We start from the raw sequence: 15,248 nt of genomic DNA, 5'->3' as shown, positions 1-15,248 counted from the left end.
TATACTGAAGTATTAGACAATGACAATACGTCTTTACATAATATCAAGTTATCACAAATAAAATATGACGGTAATGAAGTTTTCTTATTATCAACATAAGAACATAGTCTCAACACTACAAACAATACAAAAAACAGTAAAAATGAATTCAGCACTTTTATATACTTTTTACAAAAGTAATTTTATTAACAATGTGTATTATCTAACCAAATTTTCTATTACCTTCTCCCAATCTTTAATAAGCACCCGCCAATCAAATGATTCAGCCAATTTTATAGCTTCGTCCGCAAGAGTATTGAGTTTCCAAGGACTTTGCTGAAGATCTTTGAGTATCACCTCTATATCATCTATTTTATCAACCACATAACCATTTTTCCCTGTGGTAATCCATTCCGAGGCCCCATAATCTGAATAAACAATGGACGGTACCCCCATAGCTGCCGTTTCAAGTGTTACTTTTGGAAAGCCTTCAGAACGAGAAGGAAAAATGTGCAAATCAATACCTTTGAGAAACTCCGATATTTGAGTATGGTCCATTAAACCATGATAGACACAGTTCCTCAGTCCTTTGGATCCAATTTCCTCAACTACATCATAACCAATACCACCACCAACTATATGAAAAGTGAGCTCCGGAAACTTCTCTGCTATTGCATAGAAATCATCAATACCCTTATAGCGAATATTATTACCTATAAACGCTATATTATGTAACTTATCTCTAGGTCTACTTTGAGGTTGAAATAGCTCTGTGTCAATACCTAAATACAGCACTCCGTCAGAATTAATCCCCAGCAATTCCTTATTCTTCTCAGACATGTATTTAGTAATAGCATAGGTCTTCGTTGTAAAGCTATAGACGTTTACAATAGCTTCCTTAGAGCCATAAGATACAATAGATTTATCTAGATTTGTACCTGATATGACCCCCTCAACAGTGGTGAACGACTTCTTACCAAACCACTTCAGACACCTACTACAGAACTCCCATATTTCACCTTTTGGCAAATATGCCACGTCACACCACATAATACCTCTCAAATATGTAAGATAACGAAAATAACATTGAGGACGCAAACACTTAAACAACTTTATGCCAACCAAATCACTATCCACACTCAAATTACCATTTGGAAAAAGCATTGCCGCACACTCAATCTTCCCCTTATTAAGATATTTCGCCAAAGCACGACAATTCAAATTTTGCGCATTAGTGTAATTAACGTATCCTCCAAGGAACACTTTTATCTTTTTAGTCTTCATTTCCTGTGAGTATTTTTAATACCTGCTGTCTGTTAAACGAAGCGTATGCACTATCATACCACTCCTTTACAACCTTACAATCTTCTTCATAGACCTGCTTGTCCGCTATCCGTGTTCCCACCTCTAATAAACTCATACTTTCATAAAGAGGATAGCGATATTGTTCATAAAAGATTGTTGTACCATGAGACAACATCTCATCAACCAAGAAAAAAGTAGGAACACCAAAATTTGCATATTCGAAACTAGTAGTAGAACTCCATGTAATGTGGAATAAAGCTAAAGGAACCAACTCTATTAATGTTTTTGTGGTAAACTCTACAAACGGATATTTTGTAGTGACATCACTCAAATCTACCTCATTATTAAAACGAGGATGGTGCTTCAACAACACCTTATAACCCCATTTATCCAATTGCTCCAAGCACTCATACAACATCTTAGGCGAATGCTTATACCACATTTCACCATCTGATGTTATTTGTAAAGATATTATAACACACTCTCGTTTTTGATATACAATATCAATCACAGAATTTCGTATTGGATAACCAACCACTTTTATCCTCTTATATAATTCATCTTTGAACAAAGCCCCATCAAAAGCGCGTCGATAAAGCGTTCCCCATAACATGACACGTCTATTGGACTTTATATATGAAGGTACCAAATAGTCTTTTTCTACGAAATATCCCGGATGTCCATTAAATATGATTCCATGTTGGTAATCGTACACTATTCCGTTTGGATTTAACTCAGCTAAAACATCAATCATAGAGTTTGAGATTGTAATATACCTCTTTGCTCTAAACTTATGAAAGGTAATTGCATCCCAAAAATGAGCTATATTCGCATCTATCTCTACAGGTGCTTTTCCTTTATGACCAACACGCATCAGCTTACGCATTATCGTCACAATCCAAAAGAAAGCATCTGCTTTCATACACTGAGGATCGCGAGGATTAGAAGTACCACTATCAGGTTCTTCCATTATAAGATATTTTACTCCATTCTCTTTGCAAATCTCAACTATCGAATCAAAATAAGGATTCGTACCTTTAGTTGAACGATTAAAATGTTGCGGATAATATAGAATTACATCTATATTTTTGCCAAACAAAATGTGCTTAATCAATTGAACAAAAGAATATAAGATATCGAAAAACATCATACATTATTTATTTTTCCAATAATCTCTAACGTGAATCATTAAAAATCTAAAGTTTTTGTCGAAACACATAAAGAATATGGTAAGGAGAAATAAAATTAAACATCCAATAATAAAACTATACATAAAAGCACCAATCATTGAAGTTGAATTAACCAAAGAACTAATTCCTCCTTCCACATACAAAACACCACATATTGTTATACAAAGGATAACAACATATTTTAAAAACACAGGTAGATATTCTTTAATTATGGACATTTGGAAACCATTTTTAAATAAATAATATGGTTGCCAACAAATTTTTATAAGCAGATCTGCTATTGTAAAAGCAAATAAGATACCAGGCAATCCAAAATACTTACCTAATATTAATGATAGAGACATGCTAATAAACACCTCTGCTATTGGAGCCCACACATCTTGAAACAATCCATAAGCATCTTTAAAATTTGTCACAGTAAGACGCGCTTGAAGTATGAAAATATGAATAGACATCAGTATGAGAACTAATTGAGGCATAATATATTCTTCACCTAACCATACAAGAATTAACTTTGGGACAGCAAAATAAAGCGTTATACTGCACAGTCCTGCAACAAAATATCTTAAACTCATAAGTTCAAAAAATACTTTAAGTAATTTTTCTTTATTACCCTCTGCTATTAAATTTCCTATACTAGCTCCCATACCAATAAATAGACCATCAAAAAAGGCTGTTATTTTAGACATCAACATATTATAATTGCCATATATTGCAACCATAGACAATGAAGAAAAAATACTTATAAAAATGTTTATTGACCCGTTAAATATTAAATGAGATAACTTAAATGCAAAAACTTGCTTTGTCCTTACCCACAAGTCTTTGTAGTCTTTAAATTTTGCTCTTCCCGATTTAATTGAAGTATTTAGCCATGGATAACGTTTCTTCACTGAAAAATGAAGAATGATCGAGTTTACTGTTCCCGCAACAATCTCCAAACATATCCACCAAATATAACAAAATGGCAGTAATGATGACATCATCTGTAACACCGTCTTAACAGCAGTAATAATGTTATAGCGATACATTATTACATAGTTGTTCTGCGATGCAGAAAGAATAATCTGCTTATAATTAACAAAATAACTAAGCAGAGCACCATATACCATTGAGAAGAACATGAAATACACCAACCATAATGGAATATTTATATCCTTAAACATTAACGGGAAAAAGCATGAAAATATAAAACTGACACTACCTATTAATATACCTATACGGGAATAAAGGAATCCATACACCGATATAATATCACTTATTTTCTCTCTCTCATCATTAAACAAAGGCTTATAAAGAGTAACACCAACAGCAGTGCCAATCCCTAGTTCTGTGATATTCATCAAATTGAGTATATCGCCTAACGTTGATGACAATCCCAAGAACTCTGTGCCAAGATTATCTAAAAAAACTTTACGAGAGAAGAAAGCCAAAACTGCCGTGATAACATAAAATATCACGTTCACTTTGGCATTTTTTATAGACTTCTGTATTCTGCTTGTCATTGATTAATATAACTAATTTTTAATTACTCACTATAGTTTGTTTAATTAATTATACCACTGTAAACCTATAACGCATCAAGTAATCTATACTTCTTATCTCTATACCAACAAATATTGTTTTTAATCAACTTCGTTAGAGTTCCTACATATATAGCATTTTCTTCTTCGAGCACTTTGGTAACCAATGATGCATTGCCAATAATAGATCCCAAAAGCATCACTATACCTTTCATTATTTTTGCATTAGCACCAATCCAAACATGATTACTAATAGAAATAGAACCTCCCTTATTTAATCGCTTACCATTCTGAAATATGGCATGAGTATCCCCTGTAATCAATTTAATATTCTTTACAAACATATAACCTTCACCTACTGTGATATCTTTTCCTTCTGTAACCCAAAATTCAGCCCCATTGATTGTAGTTTTGTTTCCTATCGTCACACTACTCCCATCATCCATTATCATGATATTCAAATTGCTAACACAACACAGAATATAAATTTCTGATTTACTGTAATTTACATTAATAATCGTATCCTCAATCGTTTGGATTGATTCTATATATATTTTATTGCTACTTCCTTTGATTCTTATCTTTACTCTCCGAAGATTCGCTCCATTTAGCCTAACATCATTATCTCCATTAATTCTGTAAATACAAGGATAAAGAGTACAAGCGATTCTTTAGAGGTTTAAGAATATTTTTCATTAATGCTATAAAACTCATTTGCATTCTTATTTATAAACTATAATATCCTCATTTCGAAAACTTCATAATAATTAAATAAGTCTTCCTATTTTAGTACTTGCTTATTTTCCAACAATATTTTAGCTAATTGGTAGTCAATATTATCATCAATATCTATCGAATCTATTTTATTCATACAATATGCAATAGTACGAGAACCAAAAAAATGCTTTCTCTCTAAATATTCCTTTGGTTTAGCAATAAAGATAGCTCCATTGGGAGAATAATCTTTGAAGTTTTGGCGTCGATAATTAGCGAAATCCGTATCAAAATATTTTAGACTTTCATCCTCATCAATAGGGTTCACAAGCACTCTTGCATATTCAGAGTCCTTCATAGATACAAGAAAATCAAACTCTTGATACCTTGATTCGAACTTTTTTATAGCCTCTTCAATATGCGCAGATGTACGAAGAGGAGATGTTGGCTGGAGAAGTACAAAATAATCAATAGTTTCAGTTAATCTATTTTTAAGTATGTCTTTCAAAACCATATATGTTGTGGCTTTATCATCAGAGAGCCTTTCACCTCTCATCATTGTCTCTGCGCCATATTGGCGAGAGATGTCTGCGTAGTGTTCTGAATCAGTAGAAACAATGACATGCTCAAATAATCCAGTACCTAATGCAGCTTCTATCGAATACGCCATAAGAGGCTTCCCACATAGCTCTATGATATTCTTATCTTTAAGTCCCTTAGAACCAGAACGTGCAGGAATTATTGCTATCCGTTTCATATATTTTTAAAACTTAATATCATAAAATTCTTTATACTGTTGTTTACTACTACGGAGGATATTCATAGTAGTTTGATAATACAACTCTGCTGAATTTTTCTTATAGTAAGGGGTATCTATTATTGGGGTATCTTTATGTTCAATAACATATTGAATAGCCCCATTTATAGCAGTTGCATTACAGCGAACATCCAAAATACTACTACTCTTAACACGTCCCGTTTGACGATCACCTATATTTATAGTATAACTGCCAAGAGAAGGAACTTCAATGATACCACTACTTGAATTTCCTATAAGAGCTATTGACTGTTGAACCGCATAGTGATAACTATCCGGATGGAGATTAGTATAAAAAAAGCAATTAATATGAGCATTACAAAACTCCTTAACCCGACAAGTTATCAGATCTGCATATGTGTCTGCATTTGAACCTATAAAAATGAATTTGTAAATCTTTATGTATGACTCTATAGCTTCAAGAATTTCTTCAACTTGCTCTAATGGTGATACGCTATTAAGAGTCTCTGGATGGAAAAGAACAACAAACGAATTATATAAACCATGTAGTTCTGCTAATACATTTTTCATATTGATATGCATGCAGTTTTCTGCTCCCAAAGCTCCTAAATAATAAACGTTCTCTGGCTTCTCACCCAATTGAATTACACGATTACGATATTCTTCTGTACTAGTAATATGCCATGTAGCCATCTTAGTTATAGAGTGACGAATAAACTCATCATAATTGGCAACTGTTAATTCTCCTCCATGAAGATGTAAAATAGGAATCCTATGCATTGCTGCAGCAATAGATACACTATATATCTCATAGCGATCACCTAAAATAATAAGAAGATCATATTTATGTTCAGAAAAAAATAGACTGAAATCATCAAGAGTTCGAGCCATGATATGACATGTATCATGAAGAGAACCCATCTTTTGTGGAATTACATTTCTATAATCAATACGAAAGCCATCTTGTTCTATAACATTAACTGCACTACCAAATTGAGATATCAAAAGAGCTCCTGTAGTAAGAACACAAAAATCCACTTCTGTATCAGCATTCAATTTTGCAATATAGTTACGTACAATTCCATAATCAGCCCGTGATCCAGTAGCAAAGGCAACTCTATATTTATTCATATATTATTTCAATTAATTTTACAAAATCAAAAGAATATTTACTATAACTCTATCAATTCATCCTCTTCAAAATCACGAACAGCAACAGTACCAAGAACATTATACCATTCCATGGGACTAACACCATTTCCAGGACGTTTACAAGTAAGATTTTGTTCTGTAAGAAGTTCGCCTTTTTTTATTGCAGTACGAGCAACGATCGACTTACGAGCTATATTTATATTACGTCTCTCCGATTCAGTAACTTTTTTTCCCCCTTCACCAGCAATAATTTCAATACGTCGAACATTTTGACATAGCTCCTTGAGTTCATTTGGTGTTGCAGACGCTTTATGATCAGGACCTGGAAGGTTCTTGTCAAGTGTAAAATGCTTTTCAATTAGCACAATATCTTTCATACAAGCTCCAATTGCCGCTACGTAACCAACAGAATGATCAGAGAAACCAATTGCTATACCTGGGAATTCTTTATGGAGTGTATCAATAGCACTAAGATTTACATCTTTATCCGGTGTAGGGTACTCTGTATTACAATGAAGGATGATTAGATTTTCAGGTTTCTCATATTTGCAAATGATATCTACTGCCTGATGAATTTCTTCTACTGTACACATACCAGTTGAAAGGATTATCTTCTTACCCGTAATCTTAAACTTAGCAATGCGCTCTAAAAAAGGAAGATTAGTCACTTCTCCAGAAGGAATTTTCCAAATAACTTGTCCCTTTTTCTCCAGAAAGTCAATAGAATCCATATCAAATGGAGTAGAGAAAGTATCAAGACCGAGACTAATAGCATAATCACGAAGCTTAATAAATTCATCATATGGAAGTTCAAGTTTACGTGTCATCTCAAGTTGGTTCTCTTCATTACCGGTTGTTACCTTTTGATAGTCGGCCTTAGGGGCATAACGGGAGATAAGTTCCGCTGCCTTAAATGTCTGGAATTTAACAGCATCCACACCACAAGCCTTAGCTTCATCAACCATTCTTTTTGCAAGTTCAAAATCACCACAATGATTACAACCGATTTCTGCAATTATATATATATGTTTCATCTTCCTATTCTCAATTGTATTTATGATTTGTTGATCGTATTTCTTTGGCTGGTACGCCTACAACTGTTGTATGAGGTTTCACATCTTTGACAACCACTGCCCCTGAACCTACTAGTGCCCAACTTCCAATAGTCAGTTGACCATTAATAACAGTCCCACTCCCTACAAAACTTCCCTCTTCGCAAATAACATCTCCATTAAGAGTTGCGTTCGTTGAAACATTTACATGATCCATTACATGGCAACCATGTTCAATAAGGGCACGAGTATTAATAACACAGTTATCACCTACCGAACTACCATGATTGAGAATAGCAAGTTTGCCAATAAAGCAACCTTCCCCAATAGATGCTGCATGAGATACAAGTGCAGACTTGTCAATTACATTAATAAGTGAAAGATTACGTTTTTTGAGTTTATCGAACCAAACTTTACGCTTAGCATTATTTCCAATAGCGACAAAGTAAACATACTCATTAATATTCTCAATACAATCTATACTATTCCCAAGAACCGGAAATCCCTGATGATCAATTCCTCTTGGTTTCACATCATCAATGTATCCCATCATTCTGAAATTCATATGATCAAGAGAATCAAGAACAGACTTTGCATATCCGCCCGCTCCCACTATTATAAGATTTTTCATACATTTTTTTTAGTATTCAAATTAGTCCCCCTTTTTAGGAACTTTATAAGTGACTATAAACTGAAATATATTAAGAATAAAAAACGTTATCAACTATTGGATGTTAGCAATCAGATTTGAATATGTTTCAGTTTTGTCATTCCCCCTCTGTCTTCCCTTTACTCATGCTATGCTCCTGACTCCAAAATGATTCTTGTTGGCTAACTAGAGTTTTAAACTAACAATCCACTAACAAAATCAATTATTCATCCAAACTTTTCTTCAAACGGTTGACCATAGGTTTAAAAGTCCAATAAGTTAATCCTGTAGATATAGGAACTCCAATTAATGGTATTACTTTAGAAACTCCTCTCGCAAATGTATCTTTTGTTAATTTTATTCCAATCCATTTTGCTACTTGTTTAGAGGTATTATAAATAGCATATCTAGTTAATGTTTGTCTAGGGAGCCTAATCGCCACTTGCTCAGCAAAAGCCTTAGAAATTTTCATAGTTTCCAATGCCACTTAAGACCCCATCATTCCTCCAGTAAACAGTGTTAAAATATACGCTGCCTCATCATTCAACTTCCCTTCTTCACCCTGCAAATCAGGCCAACCATAAAGATAAAGCAGTTTTTACATCAACGCAAAGATATGTCCATAGAACTGAGCAATATCCGCAGGAATAGTCCCATTCAAAACCCATCCACCGGGTAATCCTGCTGAAGCAGATGTACCACAAACCAACATCAAATGATACTTTATACATCCGCTAGCAATTCTTGATATTTGTTTTTAATGCAATACTTTCAATGGAGATTCCTTAATGCCAATATCCAACATATCATGATTGCAATAAAGAGCTAATTCTTTACGTAAAAAAGACTCCCTATCTACTTTCACAAAAGGAAGAGCTATTGCCCTCGATAGTATTTTATTCCACAATTCACTTTCGTTTCCCATATCATTTCATTTTTAAATATTATGTTGAGAAATCACAGTTTCTGATTTTCCTACTTTTTTCTCCACACCATTTTGTTTACCACCCCCGTATAACTCTGAATAATCTTCACCACCTTGTTGGCAACATCCTCAACATACACAGGTACAGGTATCCCGTTATCCCCTTCAGCATTCATAGCAATGGCAGTATCAACAGCCTGAAGAAGGGATTTTTCATCAATACCGGCAAGGATAAATCCTGCCTTGTCCAACGATTCGGGACGCTCGGTACTGGTACGGATACAGACTGCCGGGAAAGGATGTCCCACACTGGTAAAGAAGCTGCTTTCCTCAGGCAGAGTGCCTGAATCACTGATTACAGCGGCTGCATTCATTTGCAGACAATTGTAATCATGGAAACCGAGAGGTTCGTGACGAATTACACGCTTATCCAATTGGAAACCACTCTTCTCTATTCGGTTACGTGAGCGAGGATGACAACTGTAAAGAATAGGCATATCGTACCTCTCAGCTATGGCATTGATAGCATTAAACAGGGAAAGGAAATTCTCTTCTGTGTCAATATTCTCCTCGCGATGAGCACTAAGTAGGATATACTTTCCCTTCTCCAAACCAAGACGACGGTGAATGTCGCTAGCCTCTATATCAGCAAGATTGGCATGCAATACCTCAGCCATGGGACTACCGGTCACATAAGTACGTTCTTTAGGGAGACCGCATTCGTGAAGGTATCTCCTTGCGTGCTCGCTATATGCCAGATTTACGTCACTGATAATATCAACAATGCGCCGGTTGGTCTCCTCAGGCAGGCACTCATCTTTACAACGGTTTCCTGCCTCCATATGGAAAATAGGGATGTGCAAACGCTTTGCCGCAATGGCACTCAAGCAAGAGTTGGTATCACCTAATATGAGCAATGCATCAGGCTTGATTGCATTCATTAATTTGTAGGAGCAGTTGATGATATTGCCGACCGTTGAGCCGAGGTCATCACCCACAGCATCCATATAAACCTCCGGAGCGGCTAATTTCAAATCCTTGAAAAATACCCCGTTGAGATTGTAATCATAGTTCTGACCGGTATGCGCCAATACTGTATCAAAATACTTGCGACACTTGGTAATAACTGCCGCAAGACGAATAATCTCAGGCCTTGTACCTACTATGATAAGAAGTTTCAGTTTGCCGTTATCTGCAAACTTTACGTCGCTATAATCTGTCTTAATATCTGCCATAATTGTATTTATTCTACGGGTAAGAAATAAGTGTCCGGACAATTGGGATCAAATGCCTCATTCGCCCACATGAGGGTTACCAAATCGCAAGTATCAGAGAGGTTTATGATATTGTGAGTATAGCCGGGCAACATGTGTACAGCCTCTATCTTATCACCGCTAACCTCAAAATTCAGTACTTCATCCGTATCTATCCTACGTTGCTGAATGAGAGCCTTACCCGACACAACAATAAAGAACTCCCATTTCGTATGATGCCAATGCTGCCCCTTGGTAACCCCTGGCTTACTTATATTCACACTAAACTGACCGCAATTTACCGTCTTCAGCAGTTCTGTGAAACTGCCGCGCTCATCTACGTTCATCTTCAACGGAAAGACAGCCTTCTCCTTGGGCAAATAGCTAAGAAAAGTACTGTAAAGCTTCTTGGCGAATGAATTTTCCGGTATCTCGGGCATTAGCAATGTTTGGGGCTGTGCTTTAAAAGATTCAAGCAACGAAACTATTTCACCCAAAGTTGCTTTATGGGTAACAGGTACGGCGCAATAACGGCCATTGGCGGTAAGAACAGTCTTCACACCGTCAAATTCACAGTGATGTTCATTACCCTGCAAGGCACTTATCATTTCTTTTACAAGATCATCGATATAAAGAAGTTCAAGTTCCACACAGGAATCATTCACCTGTATGTCAAGGTTGTTGGCAATGTTGTTACAGAATGTGGCAACCGCGCTGTTATAATTTGGACGACACCATTTGCCGAAAAGATTCGGAAAACGATATACCAATACTTTAGCACCTGTTTCTCTACCGTACTCAAAGAACAGCTCCTCACCCGCTAACTTGCTCTTGCCGTAATCGCTCGTACCATAACGGCCGATCAGGGTTGCCTGAATACTACTTGACAGCATCACGGGGCAAGTGTTCTTATGAGCTTTCAAACAGTCGAGCAATATTGATGCAAAGCCGAAGTTGCCGCTCATAAACTCGCTATTCTCTTTGGGACGGTTTACACCTGCCAAGTTGAAGACGAAGTCACAGTCAGAACAGTAAACATCCAATTCCTCCGGATTACTGTCTATATCATATTCATAAACAGCATCAATAACAAGGCCGCCATAACAGCGGGCCTTTCCTTCCTTTATATTGTTGAGCTCGGCACAAAGATTTTTTCCTACGAAACCTTTGGCGCCTGTTACAAGTATCTTCATTATTCGGAACGGATTTCTTTTGATTTGGCACGCTCTATCAAACCGAGATCCTCCTGAATAAAGCGCAAACGCATAAGCTGTTCCTTCATCCCCTCAACATCTAGACGTGCGGTGTTGTGAGAGTGATAATCCTCAATTGCTGAAACCTTCTCATTACCTTCCACAAAGAACTTGTCATAGTTGAGGTCACGACTGTCGCAAGGAATACGGTAGTAGTTGCCGCAATCAATAGCTTTTGCCATTTCTTCACGAGTGACAAGAGTCTCATAAAGTTTTTCACCGTGACGGGTACCGATAACCTTGACTTCGGTTTCACCGTATTTGGGATCAATCTTAGAATAAATCTGCTTCAAGGCTTCAGCAAGCACATCCAAGGTCGCGGCAGGAGCTTTCTGTACGAAGAGATCACCATTGTGACCATGGGTAAAGGCATAGATAACAAGATCCACCGCATCATCCAATGTCATCATGAAACGGGTCATATTAGGATCTGTAATAGTAATGGATTTGCCTAACATGATCTGCTCCACCCACAAAGGAATAACCGAACCACGTGATGCCATTACATTACCATAACGGGTACAACAGATAGTTGTCTGCGCACCTTCACCAAGTTCACGCCCTTTCGCAATAGCCACCTTTTCCATCAGAGCCTTAGAAATACCCATGGCATTGATGGGATAGGCAGCCTTGTCAGTAGAAAGAACAACCACATTCTTCACACGATGATCAATAGCTGAAAGCAATACATTGCTTGTGCCCATCACATTAGTCATGGCCGCTTCCATAGGGAAAAACTCACAGGAAGGTACCTGCTTCAAAGCAGCAGCCGCAAACACATAATCCACTCCACGCATCGCAACATCCACAGATTCACGGTTACGAACATTACCGATATAAAACTTCACCTTTGACGCTTGTTCAGGATACTGTGCCTGAAGATGATGACGCATATCATCCTGCTTCTTTTCATCCCGTGAAAATATACGGATTTCCTTGATATCACTTGTGAGAAAACGACGGAGTACGGCATTACCGAATGAACCTGTACCGCCTGTGATCAACAGGACTTTGTCTTTAAACACTGACATATCTTTGATATTATTATTGATTAATTAGCCTTGTATTTTATCTTATACTCCCCATAACCATAATGTTTACCATAGCCATAATACTTGCCATATTTGCCATAACCATAGTAATAACCATATTTCTTCTTCTGAAGATCCAAGCCATTGATAACAATACAGAGATTAGGCAGTTTATTATTCTCGGCAAGTTCATTGATCAGGGTAAACTCCGTTTTACGGGTGTAATCAGCACGGCATACATAAACAGATAAGTCCGCTACACGTCCTATAAGCAAAGTATCAGTTACCATACCCACAGGTGCCGTATCCAATATCACGTAATCAAAATTCTTCCTCAAGATTTCAACAGCTTTCTCCAAACCGTCACGAGCCAACAACTCTGTTGGATTAGGGGGAACTGTTCCACCTGGAAGAATATATAAATTCTTGTTTATATCAGAATGATGCACCAAATCCATCAGATTTACAGTGGAATTGGTAAGGAATTGAGTGATACCATACTCTTTCTTAGGTAGGTTGAAAACTTTGTTCAATCCGGGCTTACGAATGTCAAGGCCTACTATCACGACTTTTTTCCCTAACAAAGAAAGGCTGATAGCCAGATTGGCGGATATAAAAGATTTTCCTTCACCACTAACTGTAGAAGTTACCAAAATTACATTCTTACCATTTTCAAGCATAAACTGAAGATTGGTACGGACATTACGGAAGGTTTCGCTCATCAAATTGTTCTGATTCTCAAATACGGCAATAGCTCCCATCTTTTCATCTGCCAATGGAATATCACCAACAACAGGGAGCGAAGTCAATTTTTCAACATCAGCACGACCTTCTATCTTAAATTTGGTCAGACCGATCAAATAAATAACACCTACCGGAATACCTATTCCAAATACCAAAGCCGCCAAATAAATCGTCATCCGTTTCGGGGAAATCGGAGTACTGTCCGCCTGTGCCTCGTCAATAATCTTGGCATTATTGGCTATGGCAGCCAAGACAATGGCATTCTCCTCACGCTTCTGAAGTAGCATCAGATACAAACCGGACTTGATTTCTTGCTGACGGGCAATACTCACAAACTGACGTTCCTGAGTCGGAGCATCACTGATACGACGGGAATAACGACTCGCTTCACGAATCAAATCAGCTTTCGTTATTTCAAGTCCTTTCAACGTGGCATCCAGAGTGGTCTGTATATTACTGCGCATCGCACGGATACTGGTAGTAAGATTCACAATTGCCGGATTGCTTTCCGTTGATGTACGTAACAGGCGTTTACGTTCGGCCACCATCTCATTATACCGGTCAATCGCCCCCGCTACCCCGGCATCCTGCAAACCGACATTCGCAGGCAGCACTTCGTATTCACTACCCTGCAAATATTTTTTCAAATCCATTACAAGATTAATCTGTGTCTGATTTTCCACCCGCTTCTTTTCATATTCGGCATTACCAGTTAAGGCAATCTGAGCCTCACTTGTTAAATCAGTGATACCCGCACTACGCTTGAAATTCTCCAGATCGCGTTCCGTGCTACCCAATTCTTTTGAGATGATATCAATACGCTCATCAATGAACTCGCCCGTTCTCTGGGCTACCTCATTCTTGTCATTGTTAGCATTGATATTATACATCTCAAGCAGTTTGTCTATATAGTCCTTGCCACGCTGGGTATTAGAATTCTTAAGTGAAACGGTCACGACGGAAGTCGCCTTCGAGGTAGGGGTTATCAACAGGGAACCGGCATAACCTTTCGCTACAGCAAAAGGCCTGTTAATATAAGCCGTAATATGACGTTCTGTTGTTACACTTTCCGGACGAAGTGATGACAAAGTATCATTGTTCGCAAAAAAAGCAACCGTACCTTCATCGGTAGGAAATACGGCAGGCAATTTCTCAAGATGTTTCCGGTACTCCTTTTTTCCCACCTTGACCTGCACATCCATTGCACCGGCAGGTTGCAGAAGCATATCTATCTCCATTGTCTGCGGAAGCCTGTCCGCTTCCTGAGGGGTCAGACTGACCAAAACCGGAGAAGTACGATACAATTCCTTGTTTGGAAACTTATCTTCGTCCATATAGGTCACAAACAAGCCTAAAGAACTGACTACCTCCCTTGCCAATGTTCTGGATTTTAGCACTTCAATTTCATTCTCTATATTACTTGATGAAGAGACAAAACCGTTTAGCCCCATCTTTTCCAGTTCGGAAGACATATTCGCACCGCCACCCTTCTTTTCATCCTTAATCAGAACAGTGGCAGAAATATTATATACAGGTGTTGTCAGACGTAGATATCCCCATGCTAAAGCAACACAAACTATTACCGAAACTACGAACCATGGCCAATGAATCAGATAGCGGAAAAGGATTTCCTGAATATTGATCTGTTCTTCGGATTGTACCCCCGTTTTTTCTTTTCTTTCCTCAACCATACGATGTTA

The 15,248-nt window shown here is 37.4% G+C and carries 14 protein-coding genes; all 14 read right to left on the bottom strand.

The genetic code is table 11. From position 1 onward, the window contains the following. Positions 1 to 198: 198 nt before the first annotated feature. Positions 199 to 1,263: a glycosyltransferase family 4 protein gene (locus tag BACFIN_RS06660; RefSeq protein WP_007755368.1), complete on the bottom strand. Its 1,065-nt coding sequence runs from the start codon at positions 1,261 to 1,263 to the stop codon at positions 199 to 201. Beyond that, the gene (locus tag BACFIN_RS06665; RefSeq protein ID WP_007755366.1) at positions 1,253 to 2,434 is read right to left on the bottom strand and encodes a hypothetical protein; all 1,182 of its coding nucleotides are present in this window, start codon (positions 2,432 to 2,434) and stop codon (positions 1,253 to 1,255) included. The genes BACFIN_RS06660 and BACFIN_RS06665 overlap by 11 nt, the downstream gene beginning before the upstream one ends. A 3-nt stretch (positions 2,435 to 2,437) precedes the next feature. Continuing rightward, on the bottom strand, positions 2,438 to 3,940 hold the full coding sequence (locus tag BACFIN_RS06670; protein WP_149923725.1) for a lipopolysaccharide biosynthesis protein: 1,503 nt from the start codon (positions 3,938 to 3,940) through the stop codon (positions 2,438 to 2,440). Between the two features lie 104 nt (positions 3,941 to 4,044). Continuing rightward, complete coding sequence (locus BACFIN_RS0220025) at positions 4,045 to 4,449, bottom strand: acyltransferase (protein ID WP_007755362.1); 405 nt, start codon at positions 4,447 to 4,449, stop codon at positions 4,045 to 4,047. Between the two features lie 329 nt (positions 4,450 to 4,778). Beyond that, complete coding sequence (locus BACFIN_RS06675) at positions 4,779 to 5,468, bottom strand: acylneuraminate cytidylyltransferase family protein (protein WP_007755359.1); 690 nt, start codon at positions 5,466 to 5,468, stop codon at positions 4,779 to 4,781. 6 nt (positions 5,469 to 5,474) lie between these two features. Next, positions 5,475 to 6,620: a UDP-N-acetylglucosamine 2-epimerase gene (gene neuC / locus BACFIN_RS06680; RefSeq protein ID WP_007755357.1), complete on the bottom strand. Its 1,146-nt coding sequence runs from the start codon at positions 6,618 to 6,620 to the stop codon at positions 5,475 to 5,477. Between the two features lie 41 nt (positions 6,621 to 6,661). After that, entirely contained in the window at positions 6,662 to 7,675 is a 1,014-nt protein-coding gene (gene neuB, locus BACFIN_RS06685) for an N-acetylneuraminate synthase (protein ID WP_007755354.1), read from the bottom strand. A 10-nt stretch (positions 7,676 to 7,685) separates the two neighbouring features. After that, positions 7,686 to 8,324 carry an acetyltransferase gene (locus tag BACFIN_RS06690; RefSeq protein ID WP_007755351.1) on the bottom strand — a complete coding sequence of 213 codons (639 nt, stop codon included), beginning with the start codon at positions 8,322 to 8,324 and terminating at the stop codon, positions 7,686 to 7,688. Between the two features lie 241 nt (positions 8,325 to 8,565). Further along, positions 8,566 to 8,829 (bottom strand): hypothetical protein, encoded by a 264-nt coding sequence (locus BACFIN_RS21265; protein WP_149923723.1) that lies wholly within the window; start codon positions 8,827 to 8,829, stop codon positions 8,566 to 8,568. Between the two features lie 270 nt (positions 8,830 to 9,099). After that, positions 9,100 to 9,267 carry a hypothetical protein gene (locus BACFIN_RS22700; protein ID WP_007755346.1) on the bottom strand — a complete coding sequence of 56 codons (168 nt, stop codon included), beginning with the start codon at positions 9,265 to 9,267 and terminating at the stop codon, positions 9,100 to 9,102. Positions 9,268 to 9,317: 50 nt separating this feature from the next. Beyond that, the gene (locus tag BACFIN_RS06695; RefSeq protein WP_007755342.1) at positions 9,318 to 10,502 is read right to left on the bottom strand and encodes a UDP-N-acetyl glucosamine 2-epimerase; all 1,185 of its coding nucleotides are present in this window, start codon (positions 10,500 to 10,502) and stop codon (positions 9,318 to 9,320) included. An 8-nt stretch (positions 10,503 to 10,510) separates the two neighbouring features. Continuing rightward, on the bottom strand, positions 10,511 to 11,713 hold the full coding sequence (locus BACFIN_RS06700; RefSeq protein ID WP_007755338.1) for a capsular polysaccharide biosynthesis protein CapF: 1,203 nt from the start codon (positions 11,711 to 11,713) through the stop codon (positions 10,511 to 10,513). Further along, positions 11,713 to 12,804, bottom strand: a complete 1,092-nt coding sequence (locus tag BACFIN_RS06705) for a polysaccharide biosynthesis protein (protein ID WP_007755335.1) — start codon at positions 12,802 to 12,804, stop codon at positions 11,713 to 11,715. The genes BACFIN_RS06700 and BACFIN_RS06705 overlap by 1 nt, the downstream gene beginning before the upstream one ends. A 20-nt stretch (positions 12,805 to 12,824) precedes the next feature. After that, positions 12,825 to 15,239 (bottom strand): GumC family protein, encoded by a 2,415-nt coding sequence (locus tag BACFIN_RS06710; protein WP_007755333.1) that lies wholly within the window; start codon positions 15,237 to 15,239, stop codon positions 12,825 to 12,827. Positions 15,240 to 15,248 lie beyond the last annotated feature (9 nt).

The organism is Bacteroides finegoldii DSM 17565 (genome assembly GCF_000156195.1).
In the GTDB taxonomy this organism is placed as follows: Bacteria; Bacteroidota; Bacteroidia; order Bacteroidales; family Bacteroidaceae; genus Bacteroides; species Bacteroides finegoldii.
The sequence above is the reverse complement of the archived record's forward strand: the minus strand, read 5'-3'. Positions and strand labels throughout refer to the sequence as shown.